The following is a 21414-nucleotide window of genomic DNA, read 5'->3' as shown; positions in this document are numbered from 1 at the left end:
GCAGCGTACACAGACGTACGTGAGGAGCGGAGGCGAGTTTCGACGACAAAATCACCAACTAGATTGACTTATGCAGTAAGTCTATTAATCTCAAATATCATGAAAAGGTAATAGTTCAGGTTCATTTTTAAGATTTTTAATCTTTTCCGGTAAGCCTAAATAAGCGGCTATAGCTAAAAATAGCCCTAAATATTGTTTAGGGTTTACTAACATTGCTAGATCTTCATAAATTCTTAAAGGTGGTACAGAAGAAAATTGCTTATATAATTCTACAATCTCAAAAGAAGGGTTATTTGCGAAGGCAGCTTTTAATATTTCAATGTTTTTATTATTCCAGCTAGAAGAGTTCATAGGTAGATAAAGATTTAATGCGGAGATATGTGAAGGTATAAGTTTAATAGCTGATTCTAAATAATGGATAGCATCTTTTGTCTCATTAGCTTCTAGCATATTTTTGGCAGCATCAACATAATAATCAGCTATTTTGTTCTTTATAGACTCTAGTTTTTGTGTGTCAACTCTGTTAAGTTTGGATACCACAAAGATAAATTTTGTCCACAGAGAAAGTTTAGCATAACAATCAAGTAAAATTTCTAAAGTTTCACTATCAAATTCATTTAGGTTAAATGATCTAACAGCATAATTCTCAGCTGTTTCATACATATTATTTTGATAAAATATTTGTGCAAGTCTTTTGGTAACAAAGGCACTATAATGTTTAGATTGCTCTAATTCCTGAAAATATTGTATTCTTATTGAAGGATCTAATTCTGCTTCTGCTAAAAGTAAAGTATGAAATACCTTGTTTTCTTTGCTTAAACGGTAAGCTATTTTCTGACTAGTTGCTACTGACTTTGATTTTTCACCAGCAATATATTCTGCCATAGCCTTCATCAGTAGGTAATTATCAGTAGTGGCTCTTTTGGAAAAGAAAAGATCTTTTAAATTAGTAGGTAGGTCAATAATTAGAAATATTATTTTAAAAAAAATAGCACTAAAAAGTGTAAATAATATATATAAAGTAATGAAAGTAAAAAAGGAGGTTTCTATATAATAATCATATAAATTTAAGGTTAATGTTGAGTCAAGCTGATTTAAGACAGAAAAGCCTAAATATAATAACAAAAATGTAATACAAATTATTAATAATCTTATCATTATTTTACTCTACAAATTTTTGCTGTAATTCTTCTGAATAAAAGAAATTAATAAAAAAATCTAGATTGCCTATTATTCTCAACTTTAGTTTTTCTTTATCTTTGGTAAAACTAGATTTCCTTTCAATCTTAATAAATTTCTCGATCCAACAATTTGCTTTTGGAAATATCTTGACTAAACCTAGACTATTATTAAGTAAATAATTTTCATTATAATTGTGTAGGTCTAGCAAAATATTTTTTATTTTTGTAGGTAACTCTACAGTTTCAATTTGACGAATTTGCTGTGTATAATCTTTATCTTGTAAAAAATTTATCACTAAAAGATTAACGCTAAGTAAATAAATGCTATAATTAGGGGGGGGCTTAGATGATTTGGGTTGGTGGTTTAATAAGACTTCTTCTTGATTCAAACTACTATCTTTTTGAAGTACAACATTTTCTGATATAGTAGCTGGTTTAGAAGTAGTTGGGTTGTCAGGTAGTTCAGTATCTACTTTTTTATTATTTAAAAAAGTCATGTAACCTATTGATATGGCAAATAACACAATTAGAATAATTGTAAGAATAATAGGATTATTACTACGACCTTTTATTATATTAGTTTCTGATTTTTGCATTATAAATTAATAACTCTAACATTTGTTGCGGCTGTCCATTATCACAATAAACCACATTTTTGGCAAAATATCTAATAATATTTGCTACTTTTTCACTTATAGTAATCACTAAACTATTATCTAGTAGTTTTAGCAAATTATTTTTTATTAATAATTCAATGAAAGTCTTAGTGCTGTTCTGTGAATATAGTAAAATAAAATTGATGCCCTTTTCAATCTCTGCTATTTGGTACAGCTGGGTCGCGTATTTTACCCGATAAATAATGTGTCTTTTTATTTTTTGAGGCAAATCTTGAGTAATTTCATTTGACGATAAATATATGGTTTGCTCATATATTTCTTGAGGGATGTTTTCTAGTAGGTCTTGAATATTTGTAGCAACATATCGTACTACAAAATTTCTTTGTTCTAGAATTAACTTTGATGAATTGCCAACTATCCATACGTTCTTTTGTTCTACCTCTTGATGCTCAGCAAGGATTCTAGCAGCAAATTTACTGGTGACAATTATATTAACATAATTATGCAAAATGGTGCTATTTAATGGCAAAGCTTGATATTCCACTAAAGGAGAACAGATATATTTAAAACTACAATTTTTCTCCAATTCTCTAATGGTTTCATTATTATCCTCTAAACTTCTAGTTAATAGCACCGATTTCATAAAGCTAGCTTATGGCATAATTCTTGATAATCTATGGCAAGTGGTTTAGGACCAATAATAGATAAAGTAGGTTTTGTAACAAATATTTTGTTAGCAATATTTATTATATCTTGTTTTGTTATATTCATAATATGTTCAATAGTTTGTTCAGTAGGTATATATTTGCCAAAAACAGCAAAATTCTTACCAATTTCTTCTGATTTATAAGAAGATTCTTCTTGAGCCATATAGATACTAGTTTTTAGTTGTACTTTAGCCCTATCAATTTCTGAGTCTTTGATGTCTGTAGAAACTTTTTTTATTTCATTAACTAATTGTTCTGTAAGGAATGGTAGTTTATCATGATTAGTGGAGGCATATATGCCAAAAATCCCACTATCATAGTAGGAGCTATTATAGCTACCAATTGAATAAACCAGTCCAAGTTTTTCCCTGATTTGTTGAAATAATCTCGATGACATACCATTGCCAAGTATTAGTGAAAGAACTTGCGTATGATATAATTGTTGTATGTTAAAATACGGCACACTCTCGAAACCTAGAACTAGAGTAGTTTGCTCAAGATCTTTGGTGATAAAGCTATGTCCCCCTGTATATCTAACTTTCTCAAAATGACTGTTTTGTTTATTTTTTAATGAACAAAATAATTTTTTGGCAAATTCTACAACTTGCTCATGGGAAATATTTCCTGCTACTGATAAGTAAATATTTTCGGCATTATAATGTTTGTCAACATAATTACTAAAATGTTCTCTATCAAATTTAGCCAAACTGTCGTGAGTTCCTAGAATTGACCTGCCAAGTGCTTGATTCTCATAAGCACTACTGTAAAATTTCTCGTGGATAAGTTCATCAGGGGTATCTTGAACATGAGCAATTTCTTGTAGAATCACCTGATATTCTTTGGCTATTTCTTCCTTTGAAAAAACTGAATTTTGGATGATATCTGCCAGTATTTCTAAAGCTTTATAGCAGTTTTCATTCAATATTTTTGAATAATAAACAGTTTGTTCATGCGAGGTATATGCATTAAAATGTCCTCCTATAGAGTCAAATTCTTCAGCAATTTGTTTAGCAGACCTAGTTGTTGTGCCTTTAAATGCCATATGTTCAAGAAAATGGGATATGCCTATTTCTGAAGATTGTTCATAGCGGCTACCTACATTAACAATGACATTAATAGCTACAGAATTTACATTAGACATATTATAGGTAAGAATAGTTAGACCATTTTTAAGTTTGCTTGAATTAAAGTCCATTTTATCACTTATTTAGATTCCAATGACCTTAAAATAACTCTTCACAACTAGTTATGCAAGGAGTCATTTCCTATTAAAACAAAAGACTTACTGCATAAGTCAATCTATTTGAGTTGCTGATAACCATTGATTATACTTAACTTCTTTTTTATGCCAGTATATTCAAGTGCAATATGGTAATTATCAACTTCAGTAATTCTAATGCATTCATCTATATCATAGATATTGTCAGTATGTAACATTTCTGTACCCTTAGACACTTCTCTTCTTGCTTGTTCAATGGCTTGGCTTCTCGATTGTGCAACAACAAAAGTGATAAAATGATTTTCTCCAAAGAAGTTTCTCTTATAAGAACCAAGGTTAACAAAATATAAATGATTGGTACTAGATTGAGGTTTTATTTCCGTAATTTTAACATCAAAACCGTTAAGACTAGCTAGTATGAACCAAGAATCAACATGTAGAGATGTTTTTATACCACACCATTTGTTTTTAATTTTTTGAGAAATTTCAATATCAGATTTCCCGACTGCAAATACAACATCATGCATTTCTATATTGCAACCTTCAACTTTTCCTCCTAAATAGAAAACACATAACATAGGTGAGTCAAATACAAATTTTTGCAAATAAGGCATATAAAGTTCTTTTAATTTTTGGCTAATTCAATGATATATTTTTAATAGTTATTAGTTAGTTGTTAATATCATTATAGGTATGATACTAACAAGGAGTCTATTATTTTCTACATAAATTTCATATATTTGGTATAATAGCTAAGTTGCTTTGTAGCAACCTAAACTCAAACAACTAAAGATATTCTCGTGTTAAAAAAAATCAATTTTGCTAAAATGCATGGATTAGGTAACGATTTTGTGATTATCAATCAGCGTGATTTACCTAAAAATTGTGATTTGCAACAATTATCTCTAAAGATTGCCAATCGCCATACTGGTATTGGTTGTGATCAGTTTATTATTTATGATAAAAAACCAAATTACTATGAGATGATTATATATAACCAAGATGGATCAAGTGCCAAATTATGTGGTAATGCTTCAAGGTGTCTTACCAAGCTGATATATCTTGATTTAGGTATAAAGGAAATCACTTTGAGGGTATATGGAAAAGAATTATCTTGCAAGATACTGAATGAGAACGAGATTGAAGTAGATAGTGGGATAGTTAGTTTCGAGGAAGACTGGATGCCTTCATCCGAAAAAATCTGGCCGGTTGTAGAACGTTATATGATCGACATCAAGGAAGTTATCTGTGCTGATATTGGTAATCCACATTTTGTTATTTTTAGTGATCTCGCTATTGAAGATAAAGAAATAATAGGAGAAAAATTACAGGGAAAAGAATTATTTGCTGATGGTGTTAACGTTAATTTTGCTTCAATCAAGGATAATAAAATTTATTTATCGGTTTGGGAAAGAGGTACAGGCTTAACTCTTGCTTGTGGTAGTGGAGCATGTGCTAGTTTTGCTTCTGGGGTCAAGCTAGGATTTATTAGCTCTCCTTGTCAAGTAGTATTTCAATTGGGTAGTCTACAAATGTCAAAGCAAGGTGAGAATATAATAATGACTGGTCCTGCTACTTTAGTTTCGCGAGGGGAGTTTTTTTATGACTAAATTACAAGAAGTTGTAACCCAAGAAGTTATAACTTTTGGTTGCAGATTAAATATTTACGAAAGTGAAGTGATCAGAACTAACCTAGCTCTTTCTGGTTTAGAAAATGTCATAGTATTTAATACTTGTGCTGTTACTAAGGAAGCTGAAAAACAATCACGTCAAGCAATTCGTAAGGCCAAAAGAAATAATCCTGATGTAAAAATTATTGTTACTGGTTGTGCTGCTCAGAATAACCCAGCTATTTTTGCTAATATGGTTGAGGTTGATAAAGTACTTGGTAATGAAGAAAAATTGATAGCTGCCCATTATCAATTTACCGAAGAAAAAGTGGTAGTAAATGATATAATGTCGGTTACTGAAACTGCTAATCATATGGTGAGTAGTTTTGATGGTAGATCTCGTGCCTTCATTCAGGTGCAAAATGGTTGTAATCATCGTTGTACGTTCTGTATGATACCTTATGGTAGAGGTAATAGTAGGTCAGTACCGATGGGTGCTATAGTACGACAGTTAAGGGCATTAGTAGAAAATGGTTACAATGAAGTAGTATTTACAGGTGTTGATGTGACTGCTTATGGACCAGATTTGCCAGGAACTCCAACTTTTGCTCAGATGATTAGACGAATTATTGGCTTGGTTCCAGAACTAAAGAGGCTTAGATTATCTTCAATTGATGTAGCTGAGATCGATGATGATTTGTTCGATCTTATGGCCTATATACCAAAGATTATGCCGCATTTTCATATTAGTTTACAAGCTGGTGATGATATGATACTTAAGCGTATGAAACGTCGCCATAATCGTCAAAATATTATTGATTTTTGTCATAAATTGCGTAATTTAAGACCAAATGTATCATTCGGTGCAGACATTATAGCTGGTTTTCCGACGGAAACTGATGTAATGTTTGACAATACCAAAAGACTTATCTCTGAGGCGGATTTACAGTATTTACACGTTTTCCCATATTCTGAACGCGATGAAACTCCGGCTGCAAGAATGCCGCAAATAGCAAAATCGATTAGAAAAGCAAGAGCAGAAATTTTAAGAACTGCCGGAGAACAACAATTACAAAAATTTTTCCAAAGGAATATAGGGCAGGAAGTAGAGCTACTTGTAGAACAAAATAACATGGCTCATACAGAAAATTTTATTCCGGTAAAGCTTGAAGGTAATTTTGACGTAGGACAAATTGTTAAGGCTCGGCTAGTTGCTATAGAGGGTAATCACATGATTTCAGAAATATTATGAAAAAATTTAAAAATATTGCTGTCTATGGTGGTGGTAGTTGGGGAACTGCACTAGCTTGCCAGGTGGCAAGATGTTATGAGGATGTCTCGATATTGGTGCGTGAGAATAATATTATTGAGGAAATATTAAATAATCGAACTAATAGCAAATATCTTGGTTCTGATATTATCCTTCCTAGTAATATAACTCCTTGTAGTAATTTATCAGACATCTTAGATAAAGAAGTAATAATTATTGCAGTACCATCTTTTGTTTTCCAGGAAACTTTGAAGATATTAAAAGATGCTGGGATATCTGACAACGTGGTGTTATTAGTTGCAACTAAGGGATTTGGTAGAGACCCTACGGAGTTATTATCTGATAAAGTAAAAGCCATATTGCCAGCTAATCCTTTAGCCTTTATAGCTGGACCTAACCTAGCTAAAGAAGTTGCTCAAGATTTATTAACTTCAGTTACCATTGCCTCTTTAGATGTTGATCTTGCCAAACGACTAGCAATTAGTTTAGCATCGCAACAATTTAAGGTTACCATAACTGACTATGTGGTAGTGATGCAAGTGGCATCGGCTGTTAAGAATATTATAGCGATAAAGAGTGGTTGGTATGATGCAAAAGGTTATGGACAGAATGCTAAAGCAGGTCTAATAACGGGGGGGCTTCAAGAAATAAAAATTTTATCTGAGGCAATTGATGGAGAATTAGGGGATAACTCTATTTTATATGCTCCAGGTGTATTAGGGGATTTGGTGCTAACTTGTTATTCTAAAGAGTCGCGAAATAGTAGATTTGGTTATGAATTAGGGAAGCACTTAGATGTTAATAAATTTTTAAATGAAAATTTATACTTAGTGGAGGGTCGAGAATCTGCTAAACTGGTATTGGATCTCATAAGAAAATATGATCTAACATTACCGATTATTTCATCAGTAATTAAAGAACTGAAATTAGTATGAAGTTTTTTGGCAATTTATCACAAATGTTATCACCAATATTTGGTAAAATAATATTATTAGAATTCTGTTTGTTATTATTAATTTTTCCGTTAGAAAATTTTAGAATTAATGGAGAATCTATTATTTTCCCAGCTTTTGAAGTTAGTTTACTCTACTATTTTTCCACATTTTATCATATTGGTTTTTGGCTAATATTTTTAGCAGGAATAATTTTTGACCAGTTATATTCCATGCCAATTGGTACAAATTCTTTGGTTCTGATAATTGCTCACATAATTTTAGAATTCACAGGAAAATTTTTTGTACTTAGAAGTTATTTAACAAATTTTATCGTCTTTTGTTTCTATTATTTCTTTATATTACATTTTAGATATTTGCTGATTTTAAGCAAAGGCTTATCTTCGGAGGGGTATTTTATGATATTAATGCAGTATCTAACTACTATATTCTCATATAATTTGCTACGAATTCCACTTGATAAAGCATTAGAATATTTTAGAAAACATGCTAAATAGTAAAATATTATATAGCCAGTTAATATCAAGAAGGGCTTTTCTCATAGGTTCAGGAAAACTGACATTGCTTTCGTTATTGGCTGGAAGAATGTTTTTTATGGAGTTGCTTGAAAATGATAAATATCGTACTTTATCTGATAAAAATCGTATAAGTTTTATTCTAATTCCACCTTTTAGAGGGCAAATTTATGATATCAACGGTAACATTATGGCTACAAACCAAACTTGTTTTAGGTTGTTACTTGACATACATAATGGCAATGATTACAAAAACGAATTAGCTCTAGTTGCCAATATCCTAGAATTATCCGAAGAAGAACAAAATTACATTAAGCAAAAAATAAAAAAAGCCAATAAACATATTCCTTTGGTTATACTAGATAATCTTAGCTGGCAACAAATGTCACTTATTGAAGAACAAAAGTTAAATTTAAGTTCTATTTTTGTAGATGCTAGTTATTCAAGATTTTACCATTTTTCAGAAGCGACTTGTCATGTGATAGGGTACACTGGACAGATTAATGAGCAAGAAAAACAAGATTTACAAATTAACAATTTAGGGGATTTTAATATTGGAAAATTTGGTGTAGAAAAATATTATGAAGACAAGTTACGTGGAAAATTTGGTTATAAGCAGATAGAAGTAAATGCCTTGGGTAAACAAGTAAGAGAAATCACCAATATTCAAAGCCAGCAAGGTGAGGACTTACATCTAAATATTGACGTGGAACTACAACAAAGAGTGCAGCCATACTTAAATAAACAAGGTTGCTCTGCAATAGTTATCGATACCAATAATGGTAATGTGCTAGTGCTGGCTATGTCACCAGTATTTGAGGCTAATAATTTTATAAAATTATCCCAAGATTACTGGCAAAGTTTAATCAATGATCCCTATAAGCCGTTGATTAATAAGACCATACAAAGTACTTACCCACCTGGATCTATTTTTAAAATTATTACAATTTTAGCTGGATTAGAAAATGGCATTAAACCGACTAAAACTATTAATTGTACTGGTGCTTCAGTATTAGGTAATAATAGTGCTAGATGTTGGAATCGTCATGGTCATGGCATCGTTGATATGTATAATGCTATCAAATATTCTTGTAATTCTTATATGTATGAAATAGCTCGCTTGATAGGTCATAAAAGAATATTAGATATGGCAAGAAATTTTGGTTTTGGTACAAAAACTGGCATTGATTTAACCGGAGAATCATTAGGTTTTGTTCCTTCAGAAGAGTGGAAAATGAAAAAATTTAACTCTAAATGGACGATTGGTGATACTCTTAATTTATCGATAGGGCAAGGGTTCTTATCAGCTACTCCAATCCAGCTAGCTAGATTTGTAACAGCAATTGCCAGTAATGGGAAATTGTATAATCCTAAAATTGCTAAAGATATATCAGTAAAAGATGGGTCAGTATTCGATCAGATTAATATAAATCAACAATATCTAGATATTTTAAAAGAAGGCATGTATAGAGCAGTTAATACGCAAGGTGGGACTGCCTATTATAGTAGAATTTTGACAGAAGGGCATCAATTAGCTGGTAAAACAGGTACGGCACAAGTGCAATCAAAGGCTAATATCAATGATGATTTAAATAGAGAGTCAATTGCTTGGGAAAGGCGTAACCACGCTATATTCGCTGGGTTTGCTCCTTACCTACAACCTCGTTACTCTGTTTTAGTGTTTGTAGATCATGGTGGAGGTGGAGGCAGGGCAGCAGCCCCTATAGCTAGTAAGATTATGGCTATGGTACTTGATAAATATAATTGAATATTTTTTACTATTCGTACTTAGTGCTAGCGATTTTATAGTATATATTAGCATTTATATAAAAACTTAGAAACTTGCAATATGACAGACCCAATTTTTAAACAATTTGTAATTATTTTACCTGAGATAATGCTGACCTTACTAGCTTTGTTTACTCAAACATATGCAGTGTTATTTAGTACAAAAACTAAAACCATTAGCAATACTCAGATATTATTATCGGCAATATTACTTATTGTCGCTTTTCAACAGTTGCAGTATCTTGCTTTACAAGGTTCAGGTAATGGTATAATAGCTTTTCGTAATTCTTTTGTCGTTAATCATTTTACTGTTGGTTTTAAATTCTTTGTTTTATTATTTTCAATAATGACTATGATGATTTATCAGGCATATTGTAAAATCACTAAGGAGGAGTTTAAAACAGAATTTATAACCTTAGTGCTACTTTCTACTGTTGGTATTTGTATTACTATATCAGCCCGTAATTTTTTACTTTTATTTGTTGCTATGGAGTTACAGGCACTGGTAGCCTATGTATTAGCTGGCTTTAATCTGAATAATATTAAAGCATCAGAAGGAGCGTTAAAATATTTTATTCTTGGGTCTTTGATTAGCTGCCTAACGTTATTTGGCATTTCCTTTATTTATGGATTTGGCGGTAGTTTAGATTATAGTAATATTTTTCAGAAATTAAATCATTCACCGCAGCCAAATATTGGTTTAATAGTGGGCTTAGTGCTTTTTTTAAGTGGTATCTTATTTAAATTATCAGCTGCTCCTTTGCATAGTTGGACGTTAGATGTATATGAAGGGTCTCCCGTTCCTTCAATTACCTATTTCTCTGCTGCCACAAAAATTGGTAATGTGGTGGTATTATTAAATATAATGACTATGGTAATTGGAGATTATAAGCAAATTTCAGTTGATCTAATAAAAATCACTGCGATTTTGTCCATGCTTATTGGGGCAGCTGGTGCTATTAGACAAACCTCCCTCAAAAGGCTAATGGGTTACAGCACTATTCTAAATATAGGCTATGTTTTAATGGCTATTTCTTTTCATACTCCTTACGGTGATAGAGTAGCATTACTATATATGGTTATTTATGCTGCTTCTGTCATTGGCTTTTTTGCTTGCCTAATTACTCTGCTAGGTAAAAAATCAGATTCAGCAACTTTTGATGATATTAAAGGTCTTGCTTCTACCCGTAAGGCGTTAGCTGCTGGGATTGCGATTATCATGTTCTCTATGATAGGCATTCCACCACTGGCAGGATTTCTTGCGAAATACAGCGTTTTCTATCAGGCTATTATAGAGAAACAATTTACTCTAGCATTTATAGCTATTGGCACAAGTGTTGTAGCGGCTTATTATTACCTGAAGATAGTTAAGTTTATGTATTTTTTTGAGGCGGATAAAAGTTTGAAACTAGTTTTAGTACCAACACCTAAGAGCTTAAAATTTATATGCTATTTGATTATTGGAGTTTTATTGCTTCTGTGTGTTTTTATCCAACCACTTGCTGATACTATGGATGGTTTATAGCTATGTCATGGCAGAAAAAATATAAGCTACTAATTTTTGATGAGATAGATAGTACCAGTTCTGAAGCTATTAGGATGGCTAAGGATTGTCCTGATAAAAATTATGTAATATTGGCAAAAAATCAGACAAAATCGCGTGGAAGAAATAGTAGAATTTGGCATTCTAGTCTAGGGAATTTGCATGTTAGTATATTATTAAATCATAAGATTAATCTTAGCTATATTCCACAATTATCTTTTGTTATGGCTATTGTTGTTTATAAAACTATCAATTCTTTGTCCGCTAGATCAGAAAATTCTATTAAATTAAAATGGCCTAATGATATTTTGATAAATGACAAGAAAGTATCTGGTATATTGCTTGAATCTATTAGTATCAATAACAATAATTATCTTATTATAGGTATTGGTATTAATATCAAGAAAAGTCCTGTAAATATTGAACAATTTGCAACTAATCTATTCGATGAGGGGATAGAAATAAAAGATATAGAATATTTATTAGATATATTGATGATTAATTTTGAAAAATGTTTCAGTAGATGGAAGGAACAAGGGTTTAGCAAAATAAGACAATATTGGCTTAAACATGCTTATAAATTAGGTGAGATGGTTAGCGTAAATGATGGAAACACAAAAATCTCAGGAATTTTTAAAGATATAGATGAATATGGTGGTATAAGAATTCAACTTGATGATGGAAAGGTAGTTACCTTACTTAGCCCTGAGATATCGTAGATTCTTACTTACACAGTAACATTAAGTTGTTGATAAAATTTGATAGCTTTGTTTAAATCTTCTACTGTATCAACAGAGATAGGAATATTGTTAACATAACATACCCCTATGGACATGTTATTTTGTAATGCTCTTAGTTGTTCAAGTTTTTCGCTTAATTCTAAAGTTGAAACAGGTAAGTTTATGAATTTAGTTAATGCTTCTTTGCGAAACCCATACATTCCTACATGATATAGAAATTCTTCTGCACCGTGTGGAATGAGATTACGAGAGAAATACAAAGCCTTATCATTATGGTCAGTAATAACTTTGACATTACTATGACCATTTACGGCGTCTATACCGACTTTTACTACTGGGGTCATAATATCATGGCTACTAGATTTTAGGTTTTCAATAACTTTAATAATTGATTCCGGTTCAACAAAAGGCATATCACCCTGTACATTCAAGATATAGTTAATATGGTGATTATTAGGGATTAGCTGAAACGCTTCGTATACACGTTCGGTACCAGTTTGACATTCTTGGCTTGTCATAATGAATTGTCCACCGCAATCAGTAACTTTTTTAGCTATAGTTTCTGAATCAGTTGCCACATAAATATTTTTTAGTTTGGTTAAATATACTTGCCTAAGAACACGCTCAATTATTGAGATTCCCCCTACAAGTTGTAGAGGTTTTTTGGGAAGTCTTACTGAATCAAGTCTTGAAGGAATAATAATTGCAACATCAGAGTGCATAAACTACCATATTAAAGATATTTATCAAAATAATTGTTGACATGATACGCTTTTTAAACGATAAAGTAAAGCTTATTAGACAGGTTCTTGAGAGACAATTTGTCTTTAAGTAGTATTGTTTAGGGCTCGTAGCTCAGCAGGTAGAGCACTTGACTTTTAATCAGGTTGTCCCGGGTTCGAATCCCGGCGAGCCCACCACTTTAGGGTACTTAAAACCATAAACATATCTGCGTATGTTGGGTTTATAATCCTAAGTGAAGCCAGCTAAAAAAGTATATCTGATGCAGACACTGCTAACACTTGAAATGCTAAGGGTATTAAGGGTTTGTAGCTCAGCTGGTTAGAGCACACGCCTGATAAGCGTGAGGTCGGAAGTTCAAGTCTTCTCAAACCCACCATTCGTAAGTATTCTTTATGAATCTTGAGAATATAATTCCACAATTAAGCCGTAATAAGTTAGCTATTTACTGGCTTAGGAATGGTGTATTTTCGCTTGCTCTTGCTGGGGTGTATTCAATAATATTGGTAATGCTTCGCACTCCAATGTTAGTTAACCTATTCCCCAATACAGAAATCTTTAAATCAGCTTTGGTTATTCATGTTAATTTATCAATCTTAGTTTGGTTGATGTCAGTTACAGCATGTGTTTGGAGCTATAATCTAGAGGCAACGACTCCCAGCATAACATGTGTAATAATAGCATTTATTTCTACTGCACTAATAGCTTTATCACCATTCTGTGGTCAAAATTTTCCTGTAATGAATAATTACATACCAATGCTGGAGAATATAATGTTTATTCTCGGAATTAGTTTATTTGGTGTATCTGTATTGTTATTTGCCTTATATACATTATGGAACTGTTGCAAAATATCTTGCTTTAACTCCCTCATTAATTTTACTATCCTTTCTACCGTAATAATGTGGGTGTTAGTATGGGTATGTTTTATTTGGTCTTATTACCAATTACAAGAAATTATTAAACTTGTACCAGTCGATATAGAATTTTACTATGAATTGCTTTTTTGGAGTGGTGGGCATTTATTACAGTTTATTTACACGCAAATTTTGATATTAGTAATGATAGTATTATTCCATGTTTGGATAGGTAAGGAATTAAGATTAAAAAAGCTGTACCTTGCACTATTATATTTAAATTTTGTTATAAGTGTTGCAGCTATTAGTGGACATTTATTATATGATATTATAGATGCTGAATTCAAAGAATACTACACTAAACAAATGAAATATGGTGGTGGGATAGCAGCAACTTTGTCTTTGATAATAATGTTTTATGAGGTGAAGTGGTATCATTCCCGCATAGGAGGGAATGACATTAACCCTAGTAAGGACATCAGGGAGGTTCAAATGCGTTTGGTGAAGACAACCATAATTTGTTCCAATATATTATTTCTGTTTGGAGGATTTATTGGTATATTAATTACAGGTATGAATGTTACTATTCCTGCACACTATCATGGTTCAATTGTTGGGATTAGTGTAGCTTGTATGGGTTTCTGCTTTCTTCTATGTGACGATAAACAGCAGAAGAACTCATATTTTACAACAGCAATTATAACGATAACTATAGGGCAAATGTTACATATTATAGCTCTTCTTTTTGCTGGTGGGTATGGGGTGATGCGAAAAACACCAGGGGTAGAAATGACTATTGGCAGTAAATTATTAATGGGTATAATGGGTGGTGGTGGGCTGATTGCTATTGTTGGTGGCTTGATGTTTGTTATTATTTGTGGTAGAAGAATCTTGTTTAAGTAATTGGAATAAAAATAATGGACTTGAAAAAACCTACTACAGAAGAAGCCAAAGAGGCAGTTAAAACTTTATTACGATTTATTGGTGAAGATCCAAATAGGGAAGGGCTACTAAAAACTCCTGATAGAGTAATAAAAACTTACCAAGAAGTGTTTTCTGGGTATGATAGAGATGTGGAAGAAATATTAACGACTAAATTTTACGATACTTGTAATTTTCAGGATTTCATAGTGTTAAAAGACATACATTTTAATTCATTTTGTGAACATCATATGTTACCGATAACTGGTACGGTAAATATAGCTTATATACCTGATAATTGTATAATAGGTATCAGCAAGCTCGCTAGGATAGTTGATGTTTTTGCTAGGAGACTACAGATTCAAGAAAAGATGACTGTACAAATTGCTGAAACATTACAGAAATATATTAAGCCCCTAGGTGTTGCGGTTAAGATTTCTGCATTACATAGCTGTATGACTCTTAGAGGAGTTATGCAAAATGATAGTATTATGAATACTATGCATTATACAGGCATATATGTAGAGCAGCAGAAATATCGCCACGAATTCCTAAATATTATTTCTAAAAAATAACCCAAGGTAAACTCATGTTACTATCAAAATATTTTTTACCTGTGCTGAAGGAAGAACCAGTGGAGGCGCAAGTAATTTCTCATAAGTTGATGCTTAGGAGCGGCATGATAAGACAACAATCTGCTGGGATTTATAGCTGGTTGCCGATAGGCTTAAAAGCCCTTAAAAATGTTGAAAATATCGTTCGACTTAATATGAACAAGGTAGGGGCTATTGAAATATTAATGCCTTGTATTCAACCAGCATCTTTATGGGTGGAATCTGGAAGATTTGAGAATTATGGCAAAGAAATGCTAAAATTCCAAGATCGCCATGATAATACGTTATTGTTTGGACCTACTAATGAAGACATGGTGACTGATATTTTTAGGAATAATATTCAGTCCTATAAGGATTTGCCCAAAAACTTATATCATATTCAATGGAAATTTAGGGATGAAATTAGACCTCGCTTTGGGGTAATGCGTGGTAGAGAGTTTTTAATGAAAGATGCATATTCTTTCGATATAGATCAAATAAGTGCAATAAAAACTTATAATCAGATGTATCTAGCATATATGCAAACTTTTCGTGACATGGGACTTCGTGTAATTCCAGTACTGGCCGATAATGGTCAGATTGGTGGGGATTTAAGCCATGAGTTCCATATTCTGGCTGATAATGGTGAGAGTACTATTTTTTATGACAAAAAGTTTTTATCTTTAACAGATCAGGAAAGTTTAGATATTGAAAAATTACAATCCTTATATGCGGCAGCAGAAGAAAAACATGAACATGATAAATGTTTGTTAACAGAAGAGAATCTTGCTAGTAGTAAAGCTATAGAGGTTGGTCATATTTTTTATCTTGGTACAAAATATTCTAAGACAATGAAGGCTCTAGTAAATACTAGTGATGGTAGTCTTGTGCCAGTAGAAATGAGTTCTTATGGTATAGGTATTTCAAGGCTTTTAGCTGCCATAATCGAATCAAGTCATGATGAAAAAGGGATTATATGGCCTATAAATATTGCTCCTTTTATGTTATCAATATTAAATTTGAACGTACTTGATAGTAAATGCAATGAACTATCGCAAAATCTATATGACAAACTTGTGGCCAATAAAATAGAGGTATTATATGATGATACAAATGAAAGAGCTGGTAGGAAATTTGCCACGCATGATCTTATAGGATCACCATACCAAATAATCATTGGTCCTAAAAAAGCTGAAAATAATGTGGTCGAACTAAAAGATCGTAGGACTGGAAAAATGGAAGAATTAGATGTGGGTGCTGTTATTGATAGAATATTTAGGTAAAAATATCATATACTGCTCGTAAATGAAGAGTTGGTAGACGATAGTATAACTTCAAGAAGAGCTAGGCAGTAGCAAAGTCGAGCTGCTAGGCGTACATGAGTAACTAGGCAGCTTCGATCTTTGGTCGCGACAACGCCAATTCTTGAAGTTCTACCTTAGTATACATGAGGTTCATAATGAAAAAGAGTATTAGTGGACGATAAAAATTTGTTATATTTTATATTATAGATATTAAAGGTAGTGGGTCTAATGTCACACATATTAGTAAAGCGTTGGTTGGCGGTATGCTGCTGCATGGTAATATTTATGATTTTTTTAGGAGGTCTCACTAGGCTTACTGATGCTGGTTTATCAATTGTTGAATGGAAACCGGTTTCAGGTGTCGTTCCCCCGCTGGGTAATGCTGACTGGCAGGATGAATTTGCTAAATATCAACAATCTGTCGAATATAAGCAAAAAAATACTAATATGACTCTTTCAGAGTTTAAATTTATTTTTTGGCTTGAATTTATTCACCGTTTTGCTGGCAGAGTAATAGGTTTGTTGTATCTAGTACCATTACTATATTTTTTTGTACGTGGACGGATTGATACAAGGTTACTGCCTGTATATTTGGCGATATCGTTATTATTTGCAGTCCAAGGATTTATGGGATGGTATATGGTGAAAAGTGGTCTAATTTTGCAGCCATATGTCAGTCATTTCCGTTTAGCTTGTCATTTGGTTATTGCAGTTATTATCTATAATTTACTGTTCTATCAGCTGATGAAAAATAGTTTTGATATTTTACTAGTTGAACGGTCAATAAGTTTAAATTTAGCAAAATTCTTTTGTATATTCACTATTATTATAGTTTATATACAGATTTTTTTAGGTGGTCTAGTTGCAGGTCTTGATGCAGGGCTTGTATATAATAGCTTTCCGTTAATGGGGAATAGTTTTATACCTCAAGAAATAGCTTTTAAACTATTGAGTAGAGATAGTTTAAGTGATGCTGTTTTTGTTCAGTTTATCCATAGAATTGGAGCGTATATTGTTTGTACTAGTGTTGGTTTATTAGTGTTGAGTCTAATAAAAACCAAGCATCCTAAATTAAACAAAGTTGCTTATTATATTGTTGGTGTGCTGATATTACAAATGTTAGCTGGCATAATTACTATTTTATATTCAGTACCTATATTAATGGCCTTAGTGCATCAGATTTTTGCTATTATACTATTATCATGTATATTATGGGGGTATTTTTTGTTAAAGAGTAGCTAGTGGCAATATTAAATGTAGATATAGAACTACCTTGTAGGTTGGATCGTTACTTGAAGAAATTATATCCTAGCTTTACCCAAGGGATGGTTGAGCGTGCCTTAAGGTTTAAACAGATAATGGTTAATTCTTGTAAGGTAGCGGCAAATTTGCGAATAAAGGCTGGGGATCAAATTTTTATAGAGGATAGTTTAAATTTAGACCCTAAAAAAGCTTCTGATAAGATTTTTTCTAGTTCTGCAGTTATACTAGCCGGTAAGTTAATGAAGGATTACCTAGTTTATCAGGATGAGTGGCTTATAGCAATTAATAAGCCAGTAGGTCTTGCAACCCAAGGCGGTAGTAAAATAAGCCTATCTATAGATGATGCACTACAATATTTAAATAGCCAAGGGGTAGATTTAAAACTAGTACATAGGTTAGATAAAGATACTTCAGGTATATTACTAATCGCTAAAAATTATGCGAGTAGTATAAAATTAGTGAAAGCCTTTAAGGAAAAGAATATTCAGAAAACCTATATTGCAGTAGTTTTAGGTAACCTTCCGCAACATGAAGGAGAAATTAGTGGTATGATAGGGAAGAATAGGGGAGGGGCGTATGAGACTGTACAAAATGATGAAGAACATGGCAAATTAGCCATAACTTGCTATAAATTGCTGAAAAACTTAAATAATGGTTTGACTCTAGTTGAGTTCACTCCTCTTACTGGCAGAATGCATCAACTTCGATTTCATGCGAAAATGCTGGGTTGTCCCATAATAGGTGACACAAAATATGGTACTCAAGAAGCCATGGCTTTATCCAAGGAAATGTTATTACATGCCAAAAGAATAATCTTACCGGAGAAAATATTTGGTAAAGAAATAATAATTAATATAGATTTACCGGGATATTTTTACCCACATTTCTTTATTTCCGCTTGAGCTGCGGCAATCCTAGCTATAGGAATGCGGTATGGTGAACAGGATACATAATGCAAACCAACTTTATGAAAAAACTCTATAGAATCAGGATTACCAGCATGTTCTCCACATACACCAAGTTTTAATGTAGGATTGTTTTTAAGCCCTCGTTTTATAGCAATTTCTATTAACTCCCCTACCCCTTCTTCATCTAATTTACTAAAAGGATCAAATGCAAAAATTCTTTTCTCCAAATAATCCGGGAAAAATGATGCTACGTCATCTCGAGAAATGCCATAAGTTGTTTGCGTTAAATCATTGGTACCAAAGCTAAAATAATCCACTTCTTCGGCAATTTCGCCAGCTTTTAAAGCAGCTCTTGGTAGTTCGATCATAGTACCAAGAGTAAAATCAAACTTACATTGGTTAGTATTCTCCATGTCAATGATCACATCTTGTATATGTATCTTTAAAGCTTTTAGCTCATTAACATCACTAATTAAAGGAATCATTAATTCTAAAATAGTATTTATATTCTCTTCAATCTGCAATTCTCTGATAGCAGTAAGAATTGCCATTATTTGCATTTGATAAATTTCAGGATAAGAAATACCAAGGCGACATCCTCTATGTCCAAGCATAGGATTCACTTCATATAGTGCGTGCAAACGTTGTTCAACAACAGCTAACGGTAGATTCATCACATTTGCTAAGTTTCTTTTATCATCCTCTGTTGTTGGTAGAAATTCATGTAAAGGCGGGTCAAGCAATCTGATATTTATAGCTTTACCCTGTATAATTTTAAATAATGCTTTAAAATCTCGAATTTGCAGTGGTAATAATTTGCTTATCGCCTGTTTCCTTCTCTCTATATCAGGAGCAATGATCATTTCTCGTACTAATGGTATTTTATCAGGATCAAAAAACATATGTTCTGTTCTACATAACCCTATTCCACTCGCTCCAAATTTTATGGACACACCTGCGTCTAAAACAGTTTCTGCATTAGCCCTAACTTGCAAAGTAGCAAACTCATCTGCCCAATCTAGAATTATTTGAAATTCCTTGGTAAAAGTAGGCTGAAGCAATGGTACTTCCCCTAAAAAAATTTTTCCCGTCCCACCATCTATGGTTATTAAGTCACCATAATTGATGATAGTGTTACCTATTTTAAATATCTGTTTTTTTTCATCTATTACCACATCATTTGCTCCGCAAACACAGGGTTTTCCTAGCCCTCTAGCAACTACCGCAGCATGTGAGGTCATTCCGCCTCTAGCTGTCAGAATACCAGCTGAAACATACATACCACTTATATCTTCAGGGCTAGTATCATGGCGTACCAAAATTACCTTATGATGATGCGACATTTTTTCGGCATCATAAGGAGAGAAAACTACCATGCCAGTAGCAGCCCCTGGAGATGCTGGCAACCCTTTAGAGACATGGTTTAAACTATTACTATAATCAATAGCCGTATGCAAAAGCTGAGTTAGCGATTCTGGATCTATACGCATTATTGCTTGTTGTTTAGAAATCAGCCCTTCTTGTACCATATCAGTGGCAATTTTAATACTAGCTAAAGCTGTTCTTTTAGCAGTACGTGTTTGCAAAATATACAAGATACCGTTCTGCACGGTGAACTCAATATCTTGTACATCCAAATAATGCAGCTCTAACTTCTTACAAATACCTTGTAATTGTTCAAATATTTGTGGCATAACTACTTGCATTGAGTAGTCTATATCAGGCTTATCTGACATAATAGGGCTTGGGGTTCTTGTCCCTGATACAACATCCTCACCTTGAGCATTTACTAAATATTCGCCAAAAAGCTTGTTCTCACCGGTTGCAGGACAACGTGAGAATACTACACCTGTAGCAGAATTACTCCCTTGATTACCAAAAACCATTGACTGTACATTAATCGCTGTACCCCAATCATTGGGTATATTATGTAGCTTTCTATAAGTTATTGCTCTATCACTTGTCCAAGATTTTAATACGGCTTTTATTGATTCTTCTAGTTGTGTATATGGATCAAAAAACGATTCACCACAATGATTAAAGATTATCTTTTTAAATTCTTCAACTATTATTCTTAGGAAATCCCCAGTAATTTCATTCTCTTGATAAATATTACATTTGCTCTTATGCATTTCAAATGCATTCTTAAATAATCCGTTTGAAACGGATAATACTGTTGATCCATACATTTCTAAGAATCTTCGGTAGCTGTCAAGAGCAAAAATTTCATTTCCAGTACTGGATAGCACATCGCAAACTTGATCATTATACCCAAGATTAAGTATAGTATCCATCATACCAGGCATAGAGGCTCTTGAACCTGAACGGACGGATAGTAGTAGTGGATTTTTATGATCCCCAAAAATTTTACCAGTAGTATTTTCTAAATTTTTAACAGCTACCGCTAAGTCCTTATTAAAATTTTCAGGCAAATTGTAATTATTTTTGTAAAAATAATTACAAAGCTCTGTAGTAATAGTAAAACCATCGGGAATAGGTAAATTTAAGTTAGACATTTCAGCAAGACCAGCTCCTTTACTACCAAGTACGTCCTTCATTTGGGCATTACCATCCCCACCTTTAGTACCAAAATAATAGATCCATTTGTTCATAAATACCGAAACAATTTTTAAGATAATTATTATATAATATGGCTAGATAAGCTGCAATGTTTAAATGCCCTG

The 21414-nt window shown here is 32.6% G+C and carries 19 protein-coding genes and 2 tRNA genes; 14 read left to right on the top strand and 7 right to left on the bottom strand.

The genetic code is table 11. The features are described 5' to 3' along the window. Positions 1–90 precede the first annotated feature (90 nt). From AAGD26_RS03330 to AAGD26_RS03310, 5 genes are all read right to left on the bottom strand, one after another. Complete coding sequence (locus tag AAGD26_RS03330) at positions 91–1158, bottom strand: tetratricopeptide repeat protein (protein WP_341752227.1); 1068 nt, start codon at positions 1156–1158, stop codon at positions 91–93. 4 nt (positions 1159–1162) lie between these two features. Then, positions 1163–1777: a hypothetical protein gene (locus tag AAGD26_RS03325; protein WP_341752226.1), complete on the bottom strand. Its 615-nt coding sequence runs from the start codon at positions 1775–1777 to the stop codon at positions 1163–1165. Continuing rightward, on the bottom strand, positions 1758–2441 hold the full coding sequence (locus tag AAGD26_RS03320; RefSeq protein ID WP_341752225.1) for a uroporphyrinogen-III synthase: 684 nt from the start codon (positions 2439–2441) through the stop codon (positions 1758–1760). The genes AAGD26_RS03325 and AAGD26_RS03320 overlap by 20 nt, the downstream gene beginning before the upstream one ends. Then, complete coding sequence (locus tag AAGD26_RS03315; protein WP_341752224.1) at positions 2438–3700, bottom strand: pitrilysin family protein; 1263 nt, start codon at positions 3698–3700, stop codon at positions 2438–2440. Before AAGD26_RS03315 ends, AAGD26_RS03320 begins: the two co-directional genes overlap by 4 nt. A gap of 104 nt (positions 3701–3804) precedes the next feature. Further along, on the bottom strand, positions 3805–4338 hold the full coding sequence (locus tag AAGD26_RS03310) for a DUF1543 domain-containing protein (RefSeq protein ID WP_341752223.1): 534 nt from the start codon (positions 4336–4338) through the stop codon (positions 3805–3807). 186 nt (positions 4339–4524) lie between these two features. Between AAGD26_RS03310 and dapF the strand changes: the two genes are divergently transcribed. The 7 genes from dapF (at position 4525) to AAGD26_RS03275 (ending at position 12122) form a co-directional block, all read left to right on the top strand. Further along, complete coding sequence (gene dapF, locus AAGD26_RS03305) at positions 4525–5334, top strand: diaminopimelate epimerase (protein ID WP_341752222.1); 810 nt, start codon at positions 4525–4527, stop codon at positions 5332–5334. Then, positions 5327–6586, top strand: coding sequence for a tRNA (N(6)-L-threonylcarbamoyladenosine(37)-C(2))-methylthiotransferase MtaB (gene mtaB / locus AAGD26_RS03300; protein WP_341752221.1), 1260 nt, complete (start codon positions 5327–5329; stop codon positions 6584–6586). Before dapF ends, mtaB begins: the two co-directional genes overlap by 8 nt. Next, positions 6583–7539 (top strand): NAD(P)H-dependent glycerol-3-phosphate dehydrogenase, encoded by a 957-nt coding sequence (locus AAGD26_RS03295; RefSeq protein WP_341752220.1) that lies wholly within the window; start codon positions 6583–6585, stop codon positions 7537–7539. Before mtaB ends, AAGD26_RS03295 begins: the two co-directional genes overlap by 4 nt. Continuing rightward, positions 7536–8054, top strand: coding sequence for a hypothetical protein (locus AAGD26_RS03290; protein ID WP_341752219.1), 519 nt, complete (start codon positions 7536–7538; stop codon positions 8052–8054). Before AAGD26_RS03295 ends, AAGD26_RS03290 begins: the two co-directional genes overlap by 4 nt. After that, positions 8044–9840: a penicillin-binding protein 2 gene (gene mrdA, locus AAGD26_RS03285; protein ID WP_341752218.1), complete on the top strand. Its 1797-nt coding sequence runs from the start codon at positions 8044–8046 to the stop codon at positions 9838–9840. The genes AAGD26_RS03290 and mrdA overlap by 11 nt, the downstream gene beginning before the upstream one ends. A gap of 81 nt (positions 9841–9921) precedes the next feature. Further along, positions 9922–11385, top strand: coding sequence for an NADH-quinone oxidoreductase subunit NuoN (gene nuoN, locus AAGD26_RS03280; RefSeq protein ID WP_410520627.1), 1464 nt, complete (start codon positions 9922–9924; stop codon positions 11383–11385). Positions 11386–11387: 2 nt separating this feature from the next. Further along, complete coding sequence (locus AAGD26_RS03275) at positions 11388–12122, top strand: biotin--[acetyl-CoA-carboxylase] ligase (RefSeq protein ID WP_341752217.1); 735 nt, start codon at positions 11388–11390, stop codon at positions 12120–12122. An 8-nt stretch (positions 12123–12130) separates the two neighbouring features. Here the strand turns inward: AAGD26_RS03275 and AAGD26_RS03270 are convergent, their stop codons facing one another. Further along, on the bottom strand, positions 12131–12865 hold the full coding sequence (locus AAGD26_RS03270) for a 3-deoxy-manno-octulosonate cytidylyltransferase (RefSeq protein ID WP_341752216.1): 735 nt from the start codon (positions 12863–12865) through the stop codon (positions 12131–12133). Between the two features lie 122 nt (positions 12866–12987). Here AAGD26_RS03270 and AAGD26_RS03265 point away from each other — a divergent pair. From AAGD26_RS03265 to AAGD26_RS03235, 7 genes are all read left to right on the top strand, one after another. Next, positions 12988–13063: transfer RNA gene (locus tag AAGD26_RS03265), tRNA-Lys, on the top strand. A gap of 123 nt (positions 13064–13186) precedes the next feature. Next, positions 13187–13263 (top strand) — tRNA-Ile (locus AAGD26_RS03260). 16 nt (positions 13264–13279) lie between these two features. Beyond that, the gene (locus AAGD26_RS03255) at positions 13280–14644 is read left to right on the top strand and encodes a hypothetical protein (RefSeq protein ID WP_341752215.1); all 1365 of its coding nucleotides are present in this window, start codon (positions 13280–13282) and stop codon (positions 14642–14644) included. 20 nt (positions 14645–14664) lie between these two features. Further along, positions 14665–15237, top strand: a complete 573-nt coding sequence (gene folE, locus AAGD26_RS03250; protein ID WP_341752307.1) for a GTP cyclohydrolase I FolE — start codon at positions 14665–14667, stop codon at positions 15235–15237. 14 nt (positions 15238–15251) lie between these two features. Continuing rightward, on the top strand, positions 15252–16538 hold the full coding sequence (gene proS, locus AAGD26_RS03245) for a proline--tRNA ligase (RefSeq protein ID WP_341752214.1): 1287 nt from the start codon (positions 15252–15254) through the stop codon (positions 16536–16538). A gap of 249 nt (positions 16539–16787) precedes the next feature. Next, positions 16788–17801 carry a COX15/CtaA family protein gene (locus AAGD26_RS03240; protein WP_341752213.1) on the top strand — a complete coding sequence of 338 codons (1014 nt, stop codon included), beginning with the start codon at positions 16788–16790 and terminating at the stop codon, positions 17799–17801. A 5-nt stretch (positions 17802–17806) separates the two neighbouring features. Continuing rightward, entirely contained in the window at positions 17807–18724 is a 918-nt protein-coding gene (locus AAGD26_RS03235; protein WP_410520636.1) for an RluA family pseudouridine synthase, read from the top strand. Here the strand turns inward: AAGD26_RS03235 and ppdK are convergent. After that, the gene (gene ppdK / locus AAGD26_RS03230; RefSeq protein ID WP_341752211.1) at positions 18697–21342 is read right to left on the bottom strand and encodes a pyruvate, phosphate dikinase; all 2646 of its coding nucleotides are present in this window, start codon (positions 21340–21342) and stop codon (positions 18697–18699) included. The genes AAGD26_RS03235 and ppdK overlap by 28 nt on opposite strands. Positions 21343–21414: the final 72 nt, after the last annotated feature.

This window comes from Candidatus Tisiphia endosymbiont of Piscicola geometra, from assembly GCF_964026415.1.
In the GTDB taxonomy this organism is placed as follows: domain Bacteria; phylum Pseudomonadota; class Alphaproteobacteria; order Rickettsiales; family Rickettsiaceae; genus Tisiphia.
Note: the sequence above shows the minus strand (reverse complement) of the source record. Positions and strands in the feature narration are given on the sequence as shown.